This is a genomic window from Streptomyces lusitanus (assembly GCF_042647945.1).
In the GTDB taxonomy this organism is placed as follows: domain Bacteria; phylum Actinomycetota; class Actinomycetes; order Streptomycetales; family Streptomycetaceae; genus Streptomyces; species Streptomyces pseudogriseolus.
The window spans coordinates 149,629-165,800 of sequence record NZ_JBHRWL010000006.1 but is presented as its reverse complement, the minus strand read 5'-3'; the positions used below and the strand labels follow the sequence as shown (position 1 = coordinate 165,800).

The following is a 16,172-nucleotide window of genomic DNA, read 5'->3' as shown; positions in this document are numbered from 1 at the left end:
CGTTCTGCTGGGACGTCGGTCGCGGGCTGACGTGGGGATGAGTTGGGGGGACGATGATCGACTATCGCAAGCCGGCGAACGTTCCGGTCTGGACGCTGGCGACGCGGGACGTCCAGGTGCCGAAGGTGTTCGGGGACGGGCCGATGACGGCCGAGCGGCTGGACGAGCTGCGGGGTGTGCTGGCCGCCCTGGCGGACGAACCGATCGTCACACTCGAGGCACACCCCCTGCCCGACAAGATCGACCGGAGCCGTGGCATCCGGCTCGACGCCGTGAGTCCCTTGGCGCAGCACCTGTCGGAGTTCGTCACGCGGGCCTCGCGCAATTCCCTGACGACGGCCAAGGTGACCGCCTCCGGTGAGAACCTGTACCGCATCGTGGTCCCGGCGAAGCACGCCGCCCAGCTCGGTCAGGGCCTCCTGCGCTCGATGCCGTCGAACGCGGTGGCCGGCGGGATCCGCGGGCCGCTCGTGGACACCGCGGGCAAGATCGCGGGCGGCGCGACGTTCGTGCCGGTAGGAGGGGCCGCAGCGGCGGGCACGGCCGGCGGAGCGGGAGCGACCGCGGGCGCCGTCGCCGCCGGCGGTACGGCGCTCACCGTGGCCGCTCCGCTGGTGCTCATGGCCGTCGCGGTGGGCGTGAGCGCGCACGCCGACCAAAAGCGCCGGCAAGCCATCGAGCACATCACTGACATGCTGGAGCAACTTCAGCAGGACAGGCTCAACGACGAGCACAGCGCACTCAACGGATGTCGTGCTGCCATCGACAAGGCCACGGCTGTTCTGCTCGACCAGGGCAAGCTCGGTCTGTCGCTGGGACTCGACTCGGCGGTGCACACCCTCGACACGGCGGTGAGTAAGGCCGAGGACCGCCTCACCCGGTGGCGTGGCGCTCTGGACGCGCTGCCCGAGGGCGAGCCCGTCGAACTCGGCACGCTGACGAAGGCGTTCCCCGGCATCGACGAGGACGCGGGCACGTTCCGCGCCCATCTCGAACTCGCTTCCCTGGTCATCGCCCTGAAGCGGCGGGTCGCCGTCCTCCAGGCCGTGGAGCACGCCGACGGCGAGCCCGGCAACCCGTTCCGCAACTTCACCCGTGTACTGCGGCGCGAGCAGGAGAGCGTCGACGCGCTGGAGTCGGGCATCGCCCAGGTCCTGGTACGCCTGTCGGCGCTCGAACTGGGTCGTTCTAATCGGCGTCCCCTCCTCGCTCCCGAGGTCGACCGCCTGCTGCGTGCCGCGCACCGTCTCCGCCGACTGGGCGAGAGTGTCGTGCCGCACGCCCCCGCGACGGACGTGGCGATCGAGATGGCCCGCGACACGGACGGCTCGCTCGTCGTGTTCCCCGCCCTGCCCGCCCACGCGTAGGCCCGCGGACGCCGATAGCGAGTGACCGTGTCGAATCTTCGCAGCGACCCGCGCACCTCCGACGCCGTCCGCGGCAGCGGCTGGACCAGCGGCTCACCCCAGGCCGAACAGCTGCTGTCGCGTCTGGGAGCCGGTGAGCGGGTCGAGCTGCTGTTCGTGACCCTCCGGTACCAGGGCGCACTGACCGCTCGGCGTCTGCTTCTGTGGCGCGGCACCTTCCGGGTGCAGTGCGTCGAACTCAGCCGCCCCTTGCCCCTGGTGGGCACCGGAAGCCGGTCGGCTTTCGGTGAAACCCTCGTGCTGGACGCGCCCGGAGGCGCCATCGAGCTCAAGCCGCTTCCCCCGCACGTGGCGAGCGCCTTGACCGCCGCCGGCCGATCGGCCGCCGCCACGCCGACCGCCCACCACGCGGCGGCGGCCGGCCGCGTGTCAGGGACGCCGCGCGCGGAGGAAAGCGTCGGCGTGGCCGGGTCGTACCACCCGAGAGTCATCCTTACGTGGCAGGACGCTGAGCTGGCCGCCGTCGACCACATGCGCGGTCTCGGATTCGCCGACGCGCGCGTGACGGGCGCCGGTGCGGACGGGGGCATCGACGTGTTCGCGCGGGACGCCGTGGCGCAGGTGAAGCACTACAGCCAGCCGATCGGCGTCGGTCCCGTCCGCGAACTGCGGGGAGTGGCGGACCCGCACCAGCACCTGCTGTTCTACGCGTCCGGCGGCTACACGGCCGCCGCGCGCCAGTTCGCCGACGAAAGAAAGGTCGCGCTGTACTCCCTCGCGGAGTCCGGCCACGTCACTCCGCTGAACGAGACGGCGACCCGTCTGTCCGCCCGCTCCGCCCCGGCCCCGTCCTCGGGCTGGTCCCAGGCGTCCGGGTGGGGGAGAGGGGCGGCGGCCGAGCGTGCGAGCCGGCGTGCCGCCGAGCTGGACGCGCAGCGGCAGACCGTGCTCCGTCTGATCGCCCGGGTCCGCGCGCACACGAGCGAGGTCCACGCACTGCCGTCCAACCGGTACACCAAGGACCGCATCAAGGCGCTGAAGGCGGCCCACAAGCTGACCGAGCGGGCGGAGTCCCTGCTGGCCAGGTCGCGGGCGGACTTCCAGACGCACGGCGGACGGAAGCAACTCATCGCTTCGGCGGACGAGAAGGCCCGAGAAGCAGCCCTCAAGCTGGGGTTGCGTGTCTGACGCCCCGGCACGGTGTGGCCCCCGCCGCCGACGGCCCCGGCGGCCCGACGCCCTCACGCCCCGGTGTCGAGCAGCTCCGCCCGGACCGTCTTGCCGCTCGGCGGGTAGGGGACGCAGTCCCAGTGGTCGGCGAGGGCGGTGACGAGGGTCAGGCCGCGTCCCGTGGTGGCGAGCGGGTCGCACGCGGGGTCCGTGAGGCAGGGCAGCGGGCGGAGGTCTCCGCGGGCGTCGCTGACCTCGACGCGGAGGCGGCCGGCCGCCGGGTCGAGGACGAGGGTGAGCCGGAAGCAGCGGCCGGGCACGCGGCCGTGCAGGACGGCGTTGGCGGCCAGTTCGGCGACGACGAGTTCGGCGCGCTCGGTGAGGTCCCGTGAGACGCCCCGGGAGCGCAGCTCGGTCACCGCGAGCAGCCGGGCGAGACGGGCGCCGCGCCGCGTGGACGACAGCAACTGCGTGTAGGTGTGAACGGGCGCGCCTACGCCCGGTGTTGCGTGGTTCATGGCGTCAGAGTGGCGGCTGCGCGCGGGCGGAGGGGAGTGCCACGCCTCGTACGCGGGGCACGCGTACGGACGGCGCAGGCGGGCGGTACGCGGCAGCCGCGCCGACGGCAGGTCTGTACCAATACCAGCCCTTCCGCGCCCTTGACGGAACTTGACGGAACTTGCCTGTGATTCAAGTCACCTGTGTAGCTTTCTGCTCCCAACCCGCTACTAAACTGCCGGTAAAGAAATGATCCGGGTGACGCGTCGGCGCGGCGATTGACCACCGCTGCTGCCAAGCGTGACCGTTTCACCCTGTTGCGCCGTTTTCCGGCCCGGCAGGGGTACGTACGCAGGGGGAGATTTCACTTGACCACGGTCGTAGAGACCCGACCGTTCGACGTTTCCGTTGACGGGGCGACGCTGGCGCGCCTGACGGCCCGGGAACGTGAAGTGCTCCGTTGCCTGGCGAGAGGCGAGACGAACCGCGTCCTCGCCCGGCAGTTGGGAATCGCGGAGCGCACCGTCCGCGCGCATGTGACCAGTGTCGTGCGCAAGTTGGAAGTGGGATCCAGGTTCGAGGCGAGTCTGGTGGCGTTCCACCATTACGACGCCCTCGCCGAGGACGCGACCGCCTCCTGACGCATTGCCGCGCCAGGCATTGCCCGACGCCGCGCCGCATTGCCCGATGAGGCATCGCCCGATGAGGCATTGCCCAACGAGGTATTGCCGCATGAGGCAATGCCAGGAACGGCAATGCCGGTAACGGCGATGCCGCTAGAGGCAATGGATGACCCCGCCGCACACTGGCAGGCTCGAATGCGTTGCCGGCCGCGCGTCGATGAATGTCCGGAACACCGGACCGAGGCGCACGGCCATACCCATTCCTGGATTACCGTCCTGGGGGAGAAAACCCGCATGAACATCAAGAAGATCGTCACCGCCACCGGTGTCGCCACCGCCGGTGTCGCCCTGTTCGTCGCCACACAGGGCAGCGCTCAGGCCGCCCCGGTCCAGCCGGCCGCGCCCGTGGCCGCCGCCCAGCCGTCGCAGGACAAGGCGCCGCAGGCCCTCGGCTCCCTGGTGGGCAAGGCCGCCAAGGCGGTGGGCAAGGCCGCCACCAAGGGGGCCCACAAGGCCACCGCCGTCGGCAAGGGCATGGCCGTCGTGGCGAAGAGCAACGCCGACAACATGCTGTCGCACGGCAGTGTCTTCGCCGCTCCGGCGGAGCTGCCGCAGGGCGTCACGGCCGACACGGTCTTCGACCGGTAAGCACCACGTGACGCACCCGTACCGCACCACCAGGAGGGTGGCGCTCGTTGTCGGCGGCGCCCTCCTGGGCGCACACATGACGATGGCCGCCCTGTCCCAGGCGCCGATCAGCCCGGCGAAACTCGTCTACGGCGACTGGGTGGCGGAATACCTCGACCCGTACTTCTCGCAGAACTGGCAGCTGTTCGCCCCGACACCCGTCTCCGACGACCGGGGCGTCCTGGCGCGGGCCGCCTGCGCGGACGGATCGGTGACGCAGTACTACGACGTGACGGCTCGCGGAGTGGAAAAGGCGCGGAGTTCCCGCTTCTTCCCGTCGCGGGAGAACCGCATCGTGTCCGCGCATCTCCAGAACATCACCAGCAGCGAGGAGCTTCTGCGGAGGATCCGGCAGCAGCAGACCAACGACAAGAAGCCCATGCTGCCCCCGCTGCCGTACGAGAAGGCCACCGAGGCGGAGGCGGTGAAGGGACTGTCCCGGTACGCCTACGACCAGATGCCCGCCGCGTGCGACGGGGACATGGAGAGAATCCAGATCCGTATGTACGTGCACGAGTTGCCGCCGTGGTCGAAGCGACACGACCCCTCCGCCGAGGGGAAAGTCCTGGTGAAGGATTTCGCCTGGCAGAAGACCCGGGATCTGCGATGAAGAAGTCCTTGAACGGAATCACCGGCCGCCTGGATTCCTGGTCCCTGCACCCCGTGGCCGTCACCGGCGTCTCGGGAACGCGGGCGCTGCTCGGCTTCGTCGGGCTCATGTACTACGTGAGCCAGTACCAGGAGCGCAACTACCTGTTCGGCCCCGACGGGGTGCTCCCGCACGAGGAGTTCACGGCGCAGCTGACCGGCTTCAGCCTCTACACGCTCTCGGCATCGCCCTGGTACTTCCAGCTCGTCTACCACCTGGGGATCGCCGCCGCGCTCGCGGTGATGCTCGGAGTCGGCGGCCGGCCCGGACTGGCCCTGCACTGGGCCCTGTTGTGGTCGGTCTACCAGCGGCAGCCCGGTCTCCTGGACGGCGGCGACAACCTCGCGTACGTCGTCATCCCGTTCCTGCTGCTGACCCACTGCTACGACCGGTTCGTCCTGCCCACCGGCCTCGCGAGCCGCCTCGCCCGGCACGTTCCCGGCCACCTGCGGGCGGTCTCCGTGCCGTTCCACAACCTGGGCGTCCTCATGGTGGCGGCGCAGATCTGCCTGGTCTACGTCGTCTCCGGCCTCTACAAGGTCATGGGTGAGGAGTGGCAGGACGGCACCGCGCTCTTCTACATCATGAGAGTCGCGGAGTTCGAGCTGCCCGGCTGGTCGAACCTGGTGTACGAGAACGACGTCCTGGTCGTCCTCGGCACGTACGGGACGGTCGCCTTCCTGGTCTACTTCCCCCTGGGCGTGCTCGTTCCGGCGCTGCGTCCCTGGGCGGCGGCCGCGTCCATCTGCTTCCACGTGTCGATCGCGTTCTTCATGGGGCTGACCGGCTTCGCCCTCACGATGATCGCGTGCGACCTGGTCTTCCTGTCCGGTGCCCTCGATCGCGCCCTGCTGTGGGTGCGGGCCAGGTTCCCCGGCTCCCGGACGCCCCAGCCGGACGACGGGGAGTCGCCGGACCTCTCGACGGCGGAGCCGCCCGGCGGGGAGCGGGGGACCCGCACGACCGTACCCACAGCCGAACCCGTCTGACCGACCCCACCGACCGACAGGAGTGACAGACCGTATGCCCACCCCCCTCTGCCAACTGGGCGGCACCGGTGTCGAGGACCGGGCCGCCCACGGCCACGACCGGGACCGGTTCGTGGAGATCGGTTCCCTCAGCAAGGTGTTCACCGGAACCGTCCTGACCGAGCTGGCGAAGGAAGGGGTGGTCGGCGTCGACACTCCGCTGGAGGACTGCCTGGAGGAGGTGCCCGCCGGGACGGGCATCACCCTCCGGCACCTCGCCGAGCACACCTCGGGCCTGCCGCGCCTGCCGGTCGGCCCCGCCGGCCCGCCCGACGACCCGTACGCCACCTTCACGGAGGAGGCCCTGCGCGCCTCGCTGCGCGAGCTGGACCGGGTGGCCACGGGCCCGCTGGGCCAGGAGGAGTACTCCAACCTGGGGTACGCCGTGCTCGGTCACGCCCTCACCACCGTCACGGGACGCTCGTACCAGCAACTCGTCGACGCATACGTCCTGATGCCGCTGGGACTGGAGGCGGGCGCGGTGACCGCGCTGCCGCCGCGGGAACGGCGTCTCGTGCCACGGAACCTGTTCGGCCGGCCCCGCCCCCTGTGGACGCTGACCGGGCCGATCCTGCCGGCCGGGGGCCTGTGGTCCACCTGCCGGACGCTGTCCCAGGTCGTGACCGGACTGCTGGTCGACCGCCGGCTTGGCCCGCCCGCGCCCACCTGGCAGCGCGGCTCCTCGATCACCTGGCACAACGGCGCCACGCGCGGCTCGTCCGTCATCGCCGCCGCGCACGACGACGGCCGCTGGATCGTCCTGCACCGCCTGGGCGCGCCGGACGGCACCGACGATCTCGCCAGGAAGACCCTGCTCGCGGCACCCGCGCCGCGCGGCGGGGCATGAACCCCACCACCACACCGAGAGGGTCACGGGAAACGTCGTGAGAATCGCCTGGTTCGCCTGGCTGGTCCAGCATGTCGACGAATTCGGTTACGACGACGGGCCGTTGCGCGCCACGATCGGCACGGGCGCCGTGCTGCTCACCGCGGCGCTGCTCTGGCTCGCCCTGCACCGCAACCGGCCCGCCGCCGTCGCCGCCGCGGGCCTCACCTGCGCGCTGGGCATCGCCTGGCTGGCCTTCCACTGAGAGGACGACGACACCTATGACGGACGCCGTCGTCGTCGGTTCCGGGCCGAACGGGCTCGCCGCCGCGCTCACCCTGGCCCGCGCCGGACTCCGGGTCGAGGTGTTCGAAGCACACGAGCGCGTTGGCGGCGGGCTGCGCACGGAGGCCCTGTTCGACTCGGAGGTGCTCCACGACATCTGCGCGGCCGTCCACCCCATGACCCCGGTGTCCCCGTTCATGCGGTCACTCGGCCTGGAGGCGCACGGCGTCGCCCTGCTGCACTCCCCGGCCGCCTACGGTCACCCCCTCCAGGGCCGCCCGGCCGCCCTGGCCTGGCGTGACCTCGACGCCACCTGCGCCGAACTCGGCGCGGACGGGCGGCGATGGCGGCGGCTGATGCTCCCGCTGATGGAGCGTTCCGCGGACGTGGTGGACCTGATGCTCTCCACCCAGCGCACCCCGCCGAACCCGAGGGCCCTGGCCCTCCTGGCCACCCGCCTGCCGGCCCACGCCCTGCGCGCCGGCGGGGACCTGCGCACCGAGGCGGCGCGGGCGCTCCTCACCGGTGTGGCCGCGCACGGCATCGGCCGGCTCCCCTCACCGGCGTCCGCCGCTGTCGCCCTGCTGCTCGGTCACCTCGCCCACACCACCGGCTGGCCGGTGCCCCAGGGCGGTTCAGGGGCCGTCGCCGCCGTCATGGCCCGGCAGATCGAACGGCTCGGCGGCCGGATCCACACGGGCGTCCGGGTGAACAGCCTGAACGACCTGCCCACCCGGAGGCTCACCCTCCTGGACGTCTCGCCCCGCGAACTGGCCCGCATCGCCCCGCTGCCCGCCGGGTACCTCCGCGCGCTGTCCCGCTACCGGTACGGACCGGGCGCGGCCAAGGCCGACTTCCTCGTCGAGGGCGCGATCCCCTGGGCCGACCCGCGCCTCTCCCACGCCGCCACGATCCACCTGGGCGGTACCCGCGGCACGGCCCAGGAACTGGCCCACGCCGAGACCGCGACGGCCCGGGGCCTGAGCGTCCGGCACCCGTACATCATCGTGGTCGACCCGGCCGCCGCGGACCCGGCACGGGCCGTCCGGGGCAGACGACCGGTCTGGGCCTACGCGCACGTCCCCCACGGCGATCCCCGTGACCCCCTGCCGATGATCCGCGCGGCCCTGGAACGCCACGCGCCGGGCTTCACCGACACGGTGATCGCCGAACGCGGCATGTCGGCTCTTCAGTTGGGCGCGTACAACGCGAACTACGTCGGCGGCGACATCGCCTCCGGCGCGATGACCCTCCGGCAGACGCTGGCCCGCCCCGTCCCGCGCTGGAACCCCTACCGGACGCCCCTGCCCGGCACATGGCTGTGCTCCTCGGCGACCCCGCCGGGCCCCTCGGTCCACGGGATGTGCGGGTACTACGCGGCGCGGGCGGCACTGGACACGTGGCCGAAGGCGGACCGGCCCGCGAGTGCACACCTGCTCGAAGGCTGACGCCGTCCGCGACGCCGGACGACGACGGGCCCGGACCCGGAGGCGCCCGGCGGCCGGGCCGTGAGGAACGCGGTCAAGCCGGAACGGAGTTCCCGATGTCCCGGAGCCTCCGCGGAGGCGGGGCACTGTCGGTGGCGGGTGACAGCATCACTGGCATGGTTCTCGTACGTACGACTCCACCGCGGCCGGTCGAGGTGACCGAGCTGTTCCCTGAACTGGCCCCGCTGGCGCGTCCCGCGATCCGGCTGCACCCCCGCCCGGGATCGCCGTCGGTCCAGGACAGTTCCGTCGGGGGACCGTTGCTGTGGCCGGCCGACGAACCCTGGCCGCACTGCGAGGACGCGCACCTGCACGGTGACAGCGGCTTCCGCGAGTCACCGGCGGCGATACGGCTCGGCAGGTACCGGCGGGCCCAGGAGCATGACGACCCGTACGGCCCCTCGTTCACGCCGGAAGAGGTGGCGGCGCTGGAGCAGAAGGCCGCGAGGCTCGCGGAGCGGCTCGACGCGGGCCCTCCCTATCCCGATGAGGGCCCGGTCCCCCTGCTGCCCGTGGCCCAGCTGTATCTGCGTGACGTGCCCTTGCTGCGGCCCCCCGGAGAGGCCGATCTGCTCCAGATCCTCTGGTGCCCCTACGACCACGAGCCGAACTGGAAGCCCGCGACCAGGGTGTTCTGGCGCTCCGCCGCCTCGGTCACGGACGTCCTCGCCACGCCACCGGAACCGTACGAGGCCAACTACGACGGCTATGTGCCGGAGCCGTGTGTGCTGGCCCCGGAAGCGATCACCGAGTACCCCTGCAGCCTCGATCTGAGCCCCGAGGTGAAGCAGGTGGTGCAGGACTGGAGCCGATGGCAGGCGGCCCGTGCGGTGGTGCACGGCTCGTACGAGGAGTACCCGGCGGAGTACTACGACGCCCACCTGGCCGACGCTCCCGGTTGGAAGGTCGGCGGCTGGCCGCCGTGGGGCCGCACCGACCCGAACCCCCGGTACTGCGCCGTCTGCGAGGCCCGGATGGTCCCGCTGCTGACCATCGCCTCCTTCGAGTGGGACAGCCAGACGTACGGGTGGGCGCCGCAGGAGGAACGGGCCGCCGCCTCCGCCCGTAGTCACATCGCCGGCCTGAGCCCCGCACAGCCGACGCGGGTGGAAGTGGGCAGCACCGACAACATGCAGCTCTATGTCTGCCCGGAGTCCCCTGAGCACCCGCACACCGACTTGATGCAGTAAAGGTCTATGCGCACGGGCAGGGCAGGTCGGGGGCCGTGCGGTTCGGGGAGCAGGTGACCACGGCGAGGGAGAGGTAGGAGGGGCGTTCGAGGTAGACGCCGTACGACACGTCGCCACCCGCGTGCAGACGCTCGGCGGCGGAGTCCACCAGCCGGGCCAGACGCGCGGTGTCCCGCTCGTGCTCCACGGCGAACCTCGGGGCGTACTCGGCCAGCCGCTCACCGAACCAGGCCGCGGCCTCCTTCGCCTCCTCCCAGGTGCCCCGCACGAGTGAGCGGGGCTTGACGAGCCAGTACGCCGTCTCCAGGGGCGGGAGGTCCGACGTGCGGAACTCCGCGGCGACCAGGCGGTAGCGCTCGATCAGTTCCGGCCTGCTTCCGGCCGGGGGCGGATCGGGGTGCGGGGGCCGCCGCAGGGCCTCGTCGTCGAAGCGGGCCTTCGGGCCGGTCCAGAGGTAGGCGTGGTGGTGCACGTGCTGTTCCCGTTTCCGTGACGAGGAGGGCCGGCCGGACGCGCGGGAGGAACGCGGTCCGGCCGGCGGCTGGGAGGGAAGGGGAGGGAGGTGTCAGGCGCCGAGGCCGAAGCGGGCCGGGTCGATACCGGCGGCGTCCAGCTCCTCCGTGGTGAACCGCAGCGGCTCCACGTCCGGCCGCTTGCTGTCACCGAGCGCCCAGGCGTCCGCACCGATCCGGGCCAGGGTCACGCACCCCTCGGTGCAGGGGCCGCCGCACGCCTTCGTGAACGAGGCCCCGCCGATGTCCAGCGCGTAGAGGTCGGTTCCGTTCTGCATGACTGCACCTTCCAGCTCGTCCGAAGCGGCCGGGTCCGGCCGCCGCCGCCCGGGGTGGGCGGGAGTGCACGGAGGGACCTTCGCCGGGTGTTTCCGCAGGTGAGCGGCGGACACGGACGGCTCGGCCCGGAATCTCCGTGACCTCAGAGTGGCGGTCGGACGGGGGCGGGGACGAGTGTCGCACCCCGTACGCTGAGTCAGCGTACGGACACGAAGAGTGGACGGTACGTCTGATGATCCGTCAGTCTTGGGGTGGAGACGCGGGCGGTGTGAGGAGCCGCCGTGGCGCGCGGCACGGAGGAGAGGAAAGGGGCGGCGGATGGACGTGGTCGGGGTCGAGGGGGAGACGGCTGCCGGGAGCGCCGGCTCGCGGGCGGTTCCGGCGGGGGAGTGGGAGCGGGAGCCGCATCCGTCGGACAGCCTGCGGACGTTCGGGGCGGTCGTGCAGGGGCTGCGCGAGCACGCGGGACTGAGCCGGGCGGACCTCGCGGCGAGGGTGCAGTACTCCAAGCACACGGTGGAGTCGGTGGAGTTGGGGCGCCGGATGCCCGACGAGGCGTTCGTGGAGCGCGCGGAGGAGGCGCTGGGCAACACGGGGGCACTGCGGAAGGCGGCGCGGCATCTGACGCGGGGGGAGGCGGGGCTGGCGGCGTGGTTCCGGCGGTGGGCGAGGCTGGAGAGGGAGGCGGTGAGTCTGTGCACGTATGAGTGCCGGTTGGTTCCGGGGTTGTTGCAGTCGGAAGGCTATGCGCGGGCGGTGTTCGAAGGCACGATCCCGCTGCGGACCGATGACGAGCTGGAGGTGCAGCTCGCGGCGCGGATGGAACGACAAGTGATGATGCGGGAGCGGCCGACGGTGCCGTTCAGCTTCATCGTCGAGGAGCATGTGTTCCGGCGGCGGTTCGGCGACGCGGAGGAGATGCGCGGGCTGGTGGACCACGTCCTTGAACTCACAGCTCCGCGCAACGTGACGCTTCAGGTGGTGCCGCTGGAGGCGCGGTTGCATGCGTGTCTGGATGGGCCGTTGCAGATCCTGGAGACCTTCGAGGGGAGAAGGCTCGCCTACTCGGAGGGGCAGAAGAACGGGCGGCTGATCTCCGACTCAAAAGAGGTAACTGTGCTGTGTCAGCGCTATGACACACTGCGCTCGCAGGCCCTGAACCCGACAGAATCCCGGGACCTGCTGGAGCGACTGCGAGGAGAACTATGAGCAGCGGTACGTCGGAACTCGCCTGGTTCAAGTCCAGCTACAGCGGTAGTGAGGGCGACAGCTGCGTGGAGGTCGCGATCGCCGAACAGGCCGTCCACGTACGGGACTCCAAGGACGTGACCCGACCGGCCTTCGCCGTGGGCCGCGAAGGCTGGGGGCAGTTCGTACGGTTCGCGTCGGAACGCTGAGCGACGAAGGAGCGTGCCGTCTGCTGAGCGGTGGACGGCACGCGCCGTGCGTTTCACGGGTGAAGGGGGTCAGGCGGCCTCACGCACCAGGTCCTGGTGTTGATGCCCTTCACCAGAGAGGATGTCCGCATGCCGAAGACAACACAGTTGCGCACGTACACGGTCCGGGACGGCATGCTCGACGAGTGGGTGGCACGGTGGCGGGAGGAGATCGTCCCGCTGCGACTGGAGTTGGGGTTCACGATCGACGGGGCCTGGACGGACAGAGAGCGCAACCAGTTCGTCTGGTTGATCTCGTACGAGGGTCCCGAGACGTTCGCCGAGCGTAACGAGCTTTACTGGTCGTCGCCCGAGCGCAAGGCCATGGGCCTGGACCCGGACGACTACCTCGTCCACACCGACGACCGTACGGTCGAAACGGCGTACTGATCACACGGTCACGTGGGGGCGAGCGGCAGGAGGTGCTGCCGCCGTTCCTCCTGGGTGAGGGTGCGGAAGACTCTTCCTCGGGCAGTCGCTCTCAGCCGGTCGTAGTCGGGCTCTGCCTGCCACACTCGCGCCGTCCCGTCGGCCGACCCCGTGAGCAGGTGTGCGCCGTCCGGAGACCAGGCGACGGAGGTCACCTTGTCCTGGTGCACGCCGACGACGGAGATCTCCTCGCATGTGGTGGCGGACCATACCCGCACGGTCCGGTCGTCGGCCCCTGTGGCGATGTGCCGGCCGTCGGGTGACCAGGCGACGGCGCGAACCCGTCCCTCGTGCCCCCTCATCACCGCGATGCGCCGTCCGGTGCGAACGTCCCACATGGCTGCTGTCCAGTCCCCGGAGGCGGTGGCGGCCCTTGTCTCGTCCGGTGACCATGCGACGTCCTCCACGTAGTTGTCGTGGCCGCGCAGCACAGTGAGCTGTTGTCCCTCGACGATGTCCCACAGCCGGCACGTACGGTCGTCGGAACAGCTGGCTAGCAGACGTCCGCTCGGGGACCAGGTCACGCGACCGACCCAGTCCTGGTGTTCCGTCAGTCTCAGCAGTCCGGTCCCGTCCTGTGCGGAAAGGACACGCACGGTGCCGTCATGGCTGCCGGTGGCGATCCGTCGTCCGTCCGGCGACCATGCGCACCCCTCGATCACCTCGCCCCGGTGTTCGAAGAGCGTGCCCTCGTGCGCGTCGGCGATCCGGAACAGGCCGTCGTTCGTGCTGAATGCGAGCCGCTCTCCCTGCGGAGCCCAGGCCACGGCCCAGACCCGGTCCCCCGCCTCTGTCACAGGACCGGCCGGCACGCCGGTCGCCGCGTCCCACACCCGCACGGTGCCGTCGTCCGAGGCTGTGGCGAAGCGGCTGCCGTCACCGGACCAGGCGGCCTGGTTGACCGGCCCTCGGTGCCCATCGGCCAGGACAGCCTCGGCGCCACGCGGACGCAGGTCCCACACCATGCCGGTGCCGTCGGTCGAGCTGGTGGCGAGCATCGATCCGCGAGGCGACCACGCGACGCCCCACACGGTGTCCGTGTGGCCTCGCAGCACGGCCAGCACCTTGGCGTCCTCGGTGTCGACGACACGCACCGTACGGTCGGAGGAGGCGCTGGCCAGCATCCGCCCGTCGGGCGACCACGCCACGTTCCACACGTAGTCGGTGTGCCCGCGAAGCAAAAGGCGCAGTTCACCGGTCCCGGCGTCCCAGATACGGGCGGTGTGGTCCCCGGAGCCGGTCGCGATGTGCCGTCCGTCCGGCGACCAGGCGATGCCCTCCACGAAGTCCGAGTGCCCGATGAGCGTGATGGCCGCTGTCCCTGTCGTCAGATCCCACACCATCGCGGTCTGGTCGTGACCGGCGGACGCGAGGCGGTCACCGTCCGGCGACCAGGCCACGCCCCACACATCCTCCCTGTGCCCGCACAGTTCATGTGTGAGCCGCCCGGTGTCGGTCTCCCAGACCCGCACGACGCGGTCTTTGGAACTCGCCGCGACACGTCGGCCGTCCGGCGACCAGGCCACCTGCCTGTTGATGTCCCGGGCGCCGACGAGAGTGCGGACCGGCTCTCCGGTGACGGCGTCCCAGATTTGCACGACATGGTCACGGCCGACGGTCGCGAGCTGCGCCGAGTCCGGTGACCAGGCGACCGACTCGACCATGACACCGTCGTACGGCAGCACCAGCCGCACGCGTCCGGAGGGCGCGTCGTACACACGGCCCGTGCCGTCCCTGGACGCCGTGGCCAGCATGCGCCCGTCCGGCGACCAGGCGATGTGCCGGACGGTGTCCGTGTGCCCGTCGAGCCGGGAGCGGAGGTGACTGGCCGCCAGAGCCGCCATCAGCCCGCGCCGGGCCGATGGCGTAGGCGCGCACTCGTCCAGGGCGGCGAGCGAGAGCAGCAGAGAGCGCTCGGGTTCGCTCTCCGCGTTCAGAAGAACCTGTCGGCCGATGCTCTCCGACACCTGGCTCAGGAAGGTCAGGTCACGGCGCTGCGAGTGTTCGACGAGCGCGCGCGACGGCTCGGACGCCTGCCCGGCCTCCTCCAGCGCTTCGAGCCAGCGCCTTGCGGCTGTCAGGCGCTCTCCGGTCAGGAGGTAGTCGTCGCTGCGTCCGGCCCGCTCCCAGTCGGCGGCCCAGCGCTCCAGTTCGGCACGCTCACGGAGGCGTTCGGCACGCGCCTCGACCTCCTGTCGCAGCGGCGCCCACTGGCGGAACAGGGCTTCGTGCGTCACCTGTGCGCAGGGTTCGCTGCCGTCGGCCGCCGAGCCTCCGCCCGCGACTTCGGTGCGCAGCAGCCGCGCCTCGACGAAGGCGTCCACGACATGACGGTCCCGCTCGTCCAGTTCGGACAACGGCACCCGGCGGCGAGCCACCTCCTGCCCCTCGACGGTGACGAACCGGAGCAGTACGCGGAGGACGAAGTCGATGCCCACGCCCGCGCCGAGCGCAGTCACGGTGTTGTCCGCCTGACGTGCCAGCGCGCCCGGCACTCCACCAAGCCGCCGGTACAGCTCCTCGGTGACCGTCCCGCCGGGGCCGGCAGCGAAGTACAGCTCCTGGAGCAGATAGGCGAGCAGCGGCAGCGCGTCATCCGTGCCGGTCTCGTTCACGATGGAGTCGACGACTCCGGGCACGAAGCGAAGGCCTACGAGGGTCCCGGGCCGCTCCACGACCTCGACAAGCTGTGCTCTGCCCAACGTGCCGATCGCGATGGGATGTTGCAGAAGTTCCGCGTGTCCGGTGCCAAGGAGCCGACCGAGCAGGTCCACCCGGAGCGTCACCAGCACACGGACCGCTGGATCCCGTTCCGTACAGGTACGCAGCGCTTCGAGGAACTGGGCGCGTTCCCGCTCCCCCGCCAGAGTGACGATCTCCTCGAACTGGTCGACCACGAGGAGCGTCCGCCGGAACCGGCCTTCGCGCAGCCGCGACAGCTCGCCCCTCAGCGCGTCCGGTCCCTGCCTCAGCCTGCGCAGCACGGCGCCGGCCGTTTCATGCCCGTGGCCGGCGGCGGCCAGCGCACCGGCGAGCGCGCCGAGCGGGTCGGCACCGGGAGCGAAGGCCGGGACGACGGTCCAGCGACTTTCCCTCAGCCGAGGCATCACCCCGGCCCTGACCAGCGAGGACTTGCCGCTTCCGGACGCCCCGACCAGTGCCAGGAAGCGTTCCTCGGGGCGGGTCGCGGTGGCGTGGAGCCTTCGGGTCAGTTCAGCGGCCTGCGCCTCCCGTCCGAAGTAGACGGGCGCCTCGTCCTCGTCAAAGGCGTCGAGCCCCGGATACGGCACCCGCTCGCGCGGCCACTCGACCCGGGGAGGCGCGGGATTTTCCAGCCGGTAGACGACGACCTGACCGACCACCAGCGCCACGATCAGTACGCCGATGGCCGGAACGGAGAACCGCTGGATCGCCTCCAGGATCCAAGGAGCCTCGTCGGTGCTGGTCGCGTAGTTGGTGGCGATCCCGAGTAAGCAGGCGACCAGCGCCAGAAGGATCTGCAGTGTGACTTGCATACGGTTCCTCATTGGGCACCGCTCTCGACGAAGTCGCCACGCACCAGCACCAACTCAACCCCCGTTCAACCGACACCCCGAGGGGCAGCCGATGTGTCATCCCATACGCCGGCGACCATCTTCTGGGCCCTCGCAGAAGCCTTCAACCGGACGTACGGGTATCGGCCACGGGTGAAGGCGATTCCCGGGCC

At 71.2% G+C, this 16,172-nt stretch carries 17 protein-coding genes; 13 read left to right on the top strand and 4 right to left on the bottom strand.

What is annotated here, in order from left to right:
- The first annotated feature begins 53 nt into the window (after positions 1-53).
- The gene (locus ACFOSY_RS10320; protein ID WP_394306446.1) at positions 54-1,367 is read left to right on the top strand and encodes a hypothetical protein; all 1,314 of its coding nucleotides are present in this window, start codon (positions 54-56) and stop codon (positions 1,365-1,367) included.
- A 27-nt stretch (positions 1,368-1,394) separates the two neighbouring features.
- Positions 1,395-2,555 (top strand): restriction endonuclease, encoded by a 1,161-nt coding sequence (locus ACFOSY_RS10315; RefSeq protein ID WP_394306445.1) that lies wholly within the window; start codon positions 1,395-1,397, stop codon positions 2,553-2,555.
- A gap of 53 nt (positions 2,556-2,608) precedes the next feature.
- On the opposite strand, the gene ACFOSY_RS10310 is transcribed toward ACFOSY_RS10315, so the two are convergent.
- A complete protein-coding gene (locus ACFOSY_RS10310) occupies positions 2,609-3,055 on the bottom strand; it encodes an ATP-binding protein (RefSeq protein ID WP_394306444.1) in 447 nt (148 codons plus the stop codon).
- Positions 3,056-3,403: 348 nt separating this feature from the next.
- Here ACFOSY_RS10310 and ACFOSY_RS10305 point away from each other — a divergent pair, with 348 nt between their 5' ends.
- From ACFOSY_RS10305 to ACFOSY_RS10270, 8 genes are all read left to right on the top strand, one after another.
- Positions 3,404-3,676 (top strand): helix-turn-helix domain-containing protein, encoded by a 273-nt coding sequence (locus ACFOSY_RS10305; RefSeq protein WP_394306443.1) that lies wholly within the window; start codon positions 3,404-3,406, stop codon positions 3,674-3,676.
- A 276-nt stretch (positions 3,677-3,952) separates the two neighbouring features.
- Complete coding sequence (locus ACFOSY_RS10300; RefSeq protein WP_394306442.1) at positions 3,953-4,306, top strand: hypothetical protein; 354 nt, start codon at positions 3,953-3,955, stop codon at positions 4,304-4,306.
- Between the two features lie 37 nt (positions 4,307-4,343).
- The gene (locus tag ACFOSY_RS10295) at positions 4,344-4,955 is read left to right on the top strand and encodes a DUF5819 family protein (RefSeq protein ID WP_394306441.1); all 612 of its coding nucleotides are present in this window, start codon (positions 4,344-4,346) and stop codon (positions 4,953-4,955) included.
- Positions 4,952-5,983 carry a hypothetical protein gene (locus tag ACFOSY_RS10290; protein ID WP_394306440.1) on the top strand — a complete coding sequence of 344 codons (1,032 nt, stop codon included), beginning with the start codon at positions 4,952-4,954 and terminating at the stop codon, positions 5,981-5,983. The genes ACFOSY_RS10295 and ACFOSY_RS10290 overlap by 4 nt, the downstream gene beginning before the upstream one ends.
- A 34-nt stretch (positions 5,984-6,017) precedes the next feature.
- Positions 6,018-6,869: a serine hydrolase domain-containing protein gene (locus tag ACFOSY_RS10285; RefSeq protein WP_394306439.1), complete on the top strand. Its 852-nt coding sequence runs from the start codon at positions 6,018-6,020 to the stop codon at positions 6,867-6,869.
- Between the two features lie 37 nt (positions 6,870-6,906).
- Positions 6,907-7,113 (top strand): hypothetical protein, encoded by a 207-nt coding sequence (locus tag ACFOSY_RS10280; RefSeq protein WP_394306438.1) that lies wholly within the window; start codon positions 6,907-6,909, stop codon positions 7,111-7,113.
- A gap of 16 nt (positions 7,114-7,129) precedes the next feature.
- On the top strand, positions 7,130-8,581 hold the full coding sequence (locus ACFOSY_RS10275) for a phytoene desaturase family protein (RefSeq protein WP_394306437.1): 1,452 nt from the start codon (positions 7,130-7,132) through the stop codon (positions 8,579-8,581).
- Positions 8,582-8,736: 155 nt separating this feature from the next.
- Entirely contained in the window at positions 8,737-9,810 is a 1,074-nt protein-coding gene (locus tag ACFOSY_RS10270; RefSeq protein WP_394306436.1) for a hypothetical protein, read from the top strand.
- Between the two features lie 4 nt (positions 9,811-9,814).
- Here the strand turns inward: ACFOSY_RS10270 and ACFOSY_RS10265 are convergent, their stop codons facing one another.
- On the bottom strand, positions 9,815-10,282 hold the full coding sequence (locus ACFOSY_RS10265) for a hypothetical protein (protein ID WP_394306435.1): 468 nt from the start codon (positions 10,280-10,282) through the stop codon (positions 9,815-9,817).
- 93 nt (positions 10,283-10,375) lie between these two features.
- Positions 10,376-10,600, bottom strand: coding sequence for a DUF397 domain-containing protein (locus tag ACFOSY_RS10260; RefSeq protein WP_086679825.1), 225 nt, complete (start codon positions 10,598-10,600; stop codon positions 10,376-10,378).
- A gap of 319 nt (positions 10,601-10,919) precedes the next feature.
- Here ACFOSY_RS10260 and ACFOSY_RS10255 point away from each other — a divergent pair, with 319 nt between their 5' ends.
- From ACFOSY_RS10255 to ACFOSY_RS10245, 3 genes are all read left to right on the top strand, one after another.
- Positions 10,920-11,810 carry a helix-turn-helix domain-containing protein gene (locus ACFOSY_RS10255; protein WP_394306434.1) on the top strand — a complete coding sequence of 297 codons (891 nt, stop codon included), beginning with the start codon at positions 10,920-10,922 and terminating at the stop codon, positions 11,808-11,810.
- A complete protein-coding gene (locus ACFOSY_RS10250) occupies positions 11,807-11,998 on the top strand; it encodes a DUF397 domain-containing protein (RefSeq protein WP_107476688.1) in 192 nt (63 codons plus the stop codon). Before ACFOSY_RS10255 ends, ACFOSY_RS10250 begins: the two co-directional genes overlap by 4 nt.
- 129 nt (positions 11,999-12,127) lie before the next feature.
- A complete protein-coding gene (locus ACFOSY_RS10245; RefSeq protein ID WP_394306433.1) occupies positions 12,128-12,427 on the top strand; it encodes an NIPSNAP family protein in 300 nt (99 codons plus the stop codon).
- A gap of 8 nt (positions 12,428-12,435) precedes the next feature.
- On the opposite strand, the gene ACFOSY_RS10240 is transcribed toward ACFOSY_RS10245, so the two are convergent.
- Positions 12,436-15,981, bottom strand: a complete 3,546-nt coding sequence (locus tag ACFOSY_RS10240) for an nSTAND1 domain-containing NTPase (protein WP_394306432.1) — start codon at positions 15,979-15,981, stop codon at positions 12,436-12,438.
- Positions 15,982-16,172: the final 191 nt, after the last annotated feature.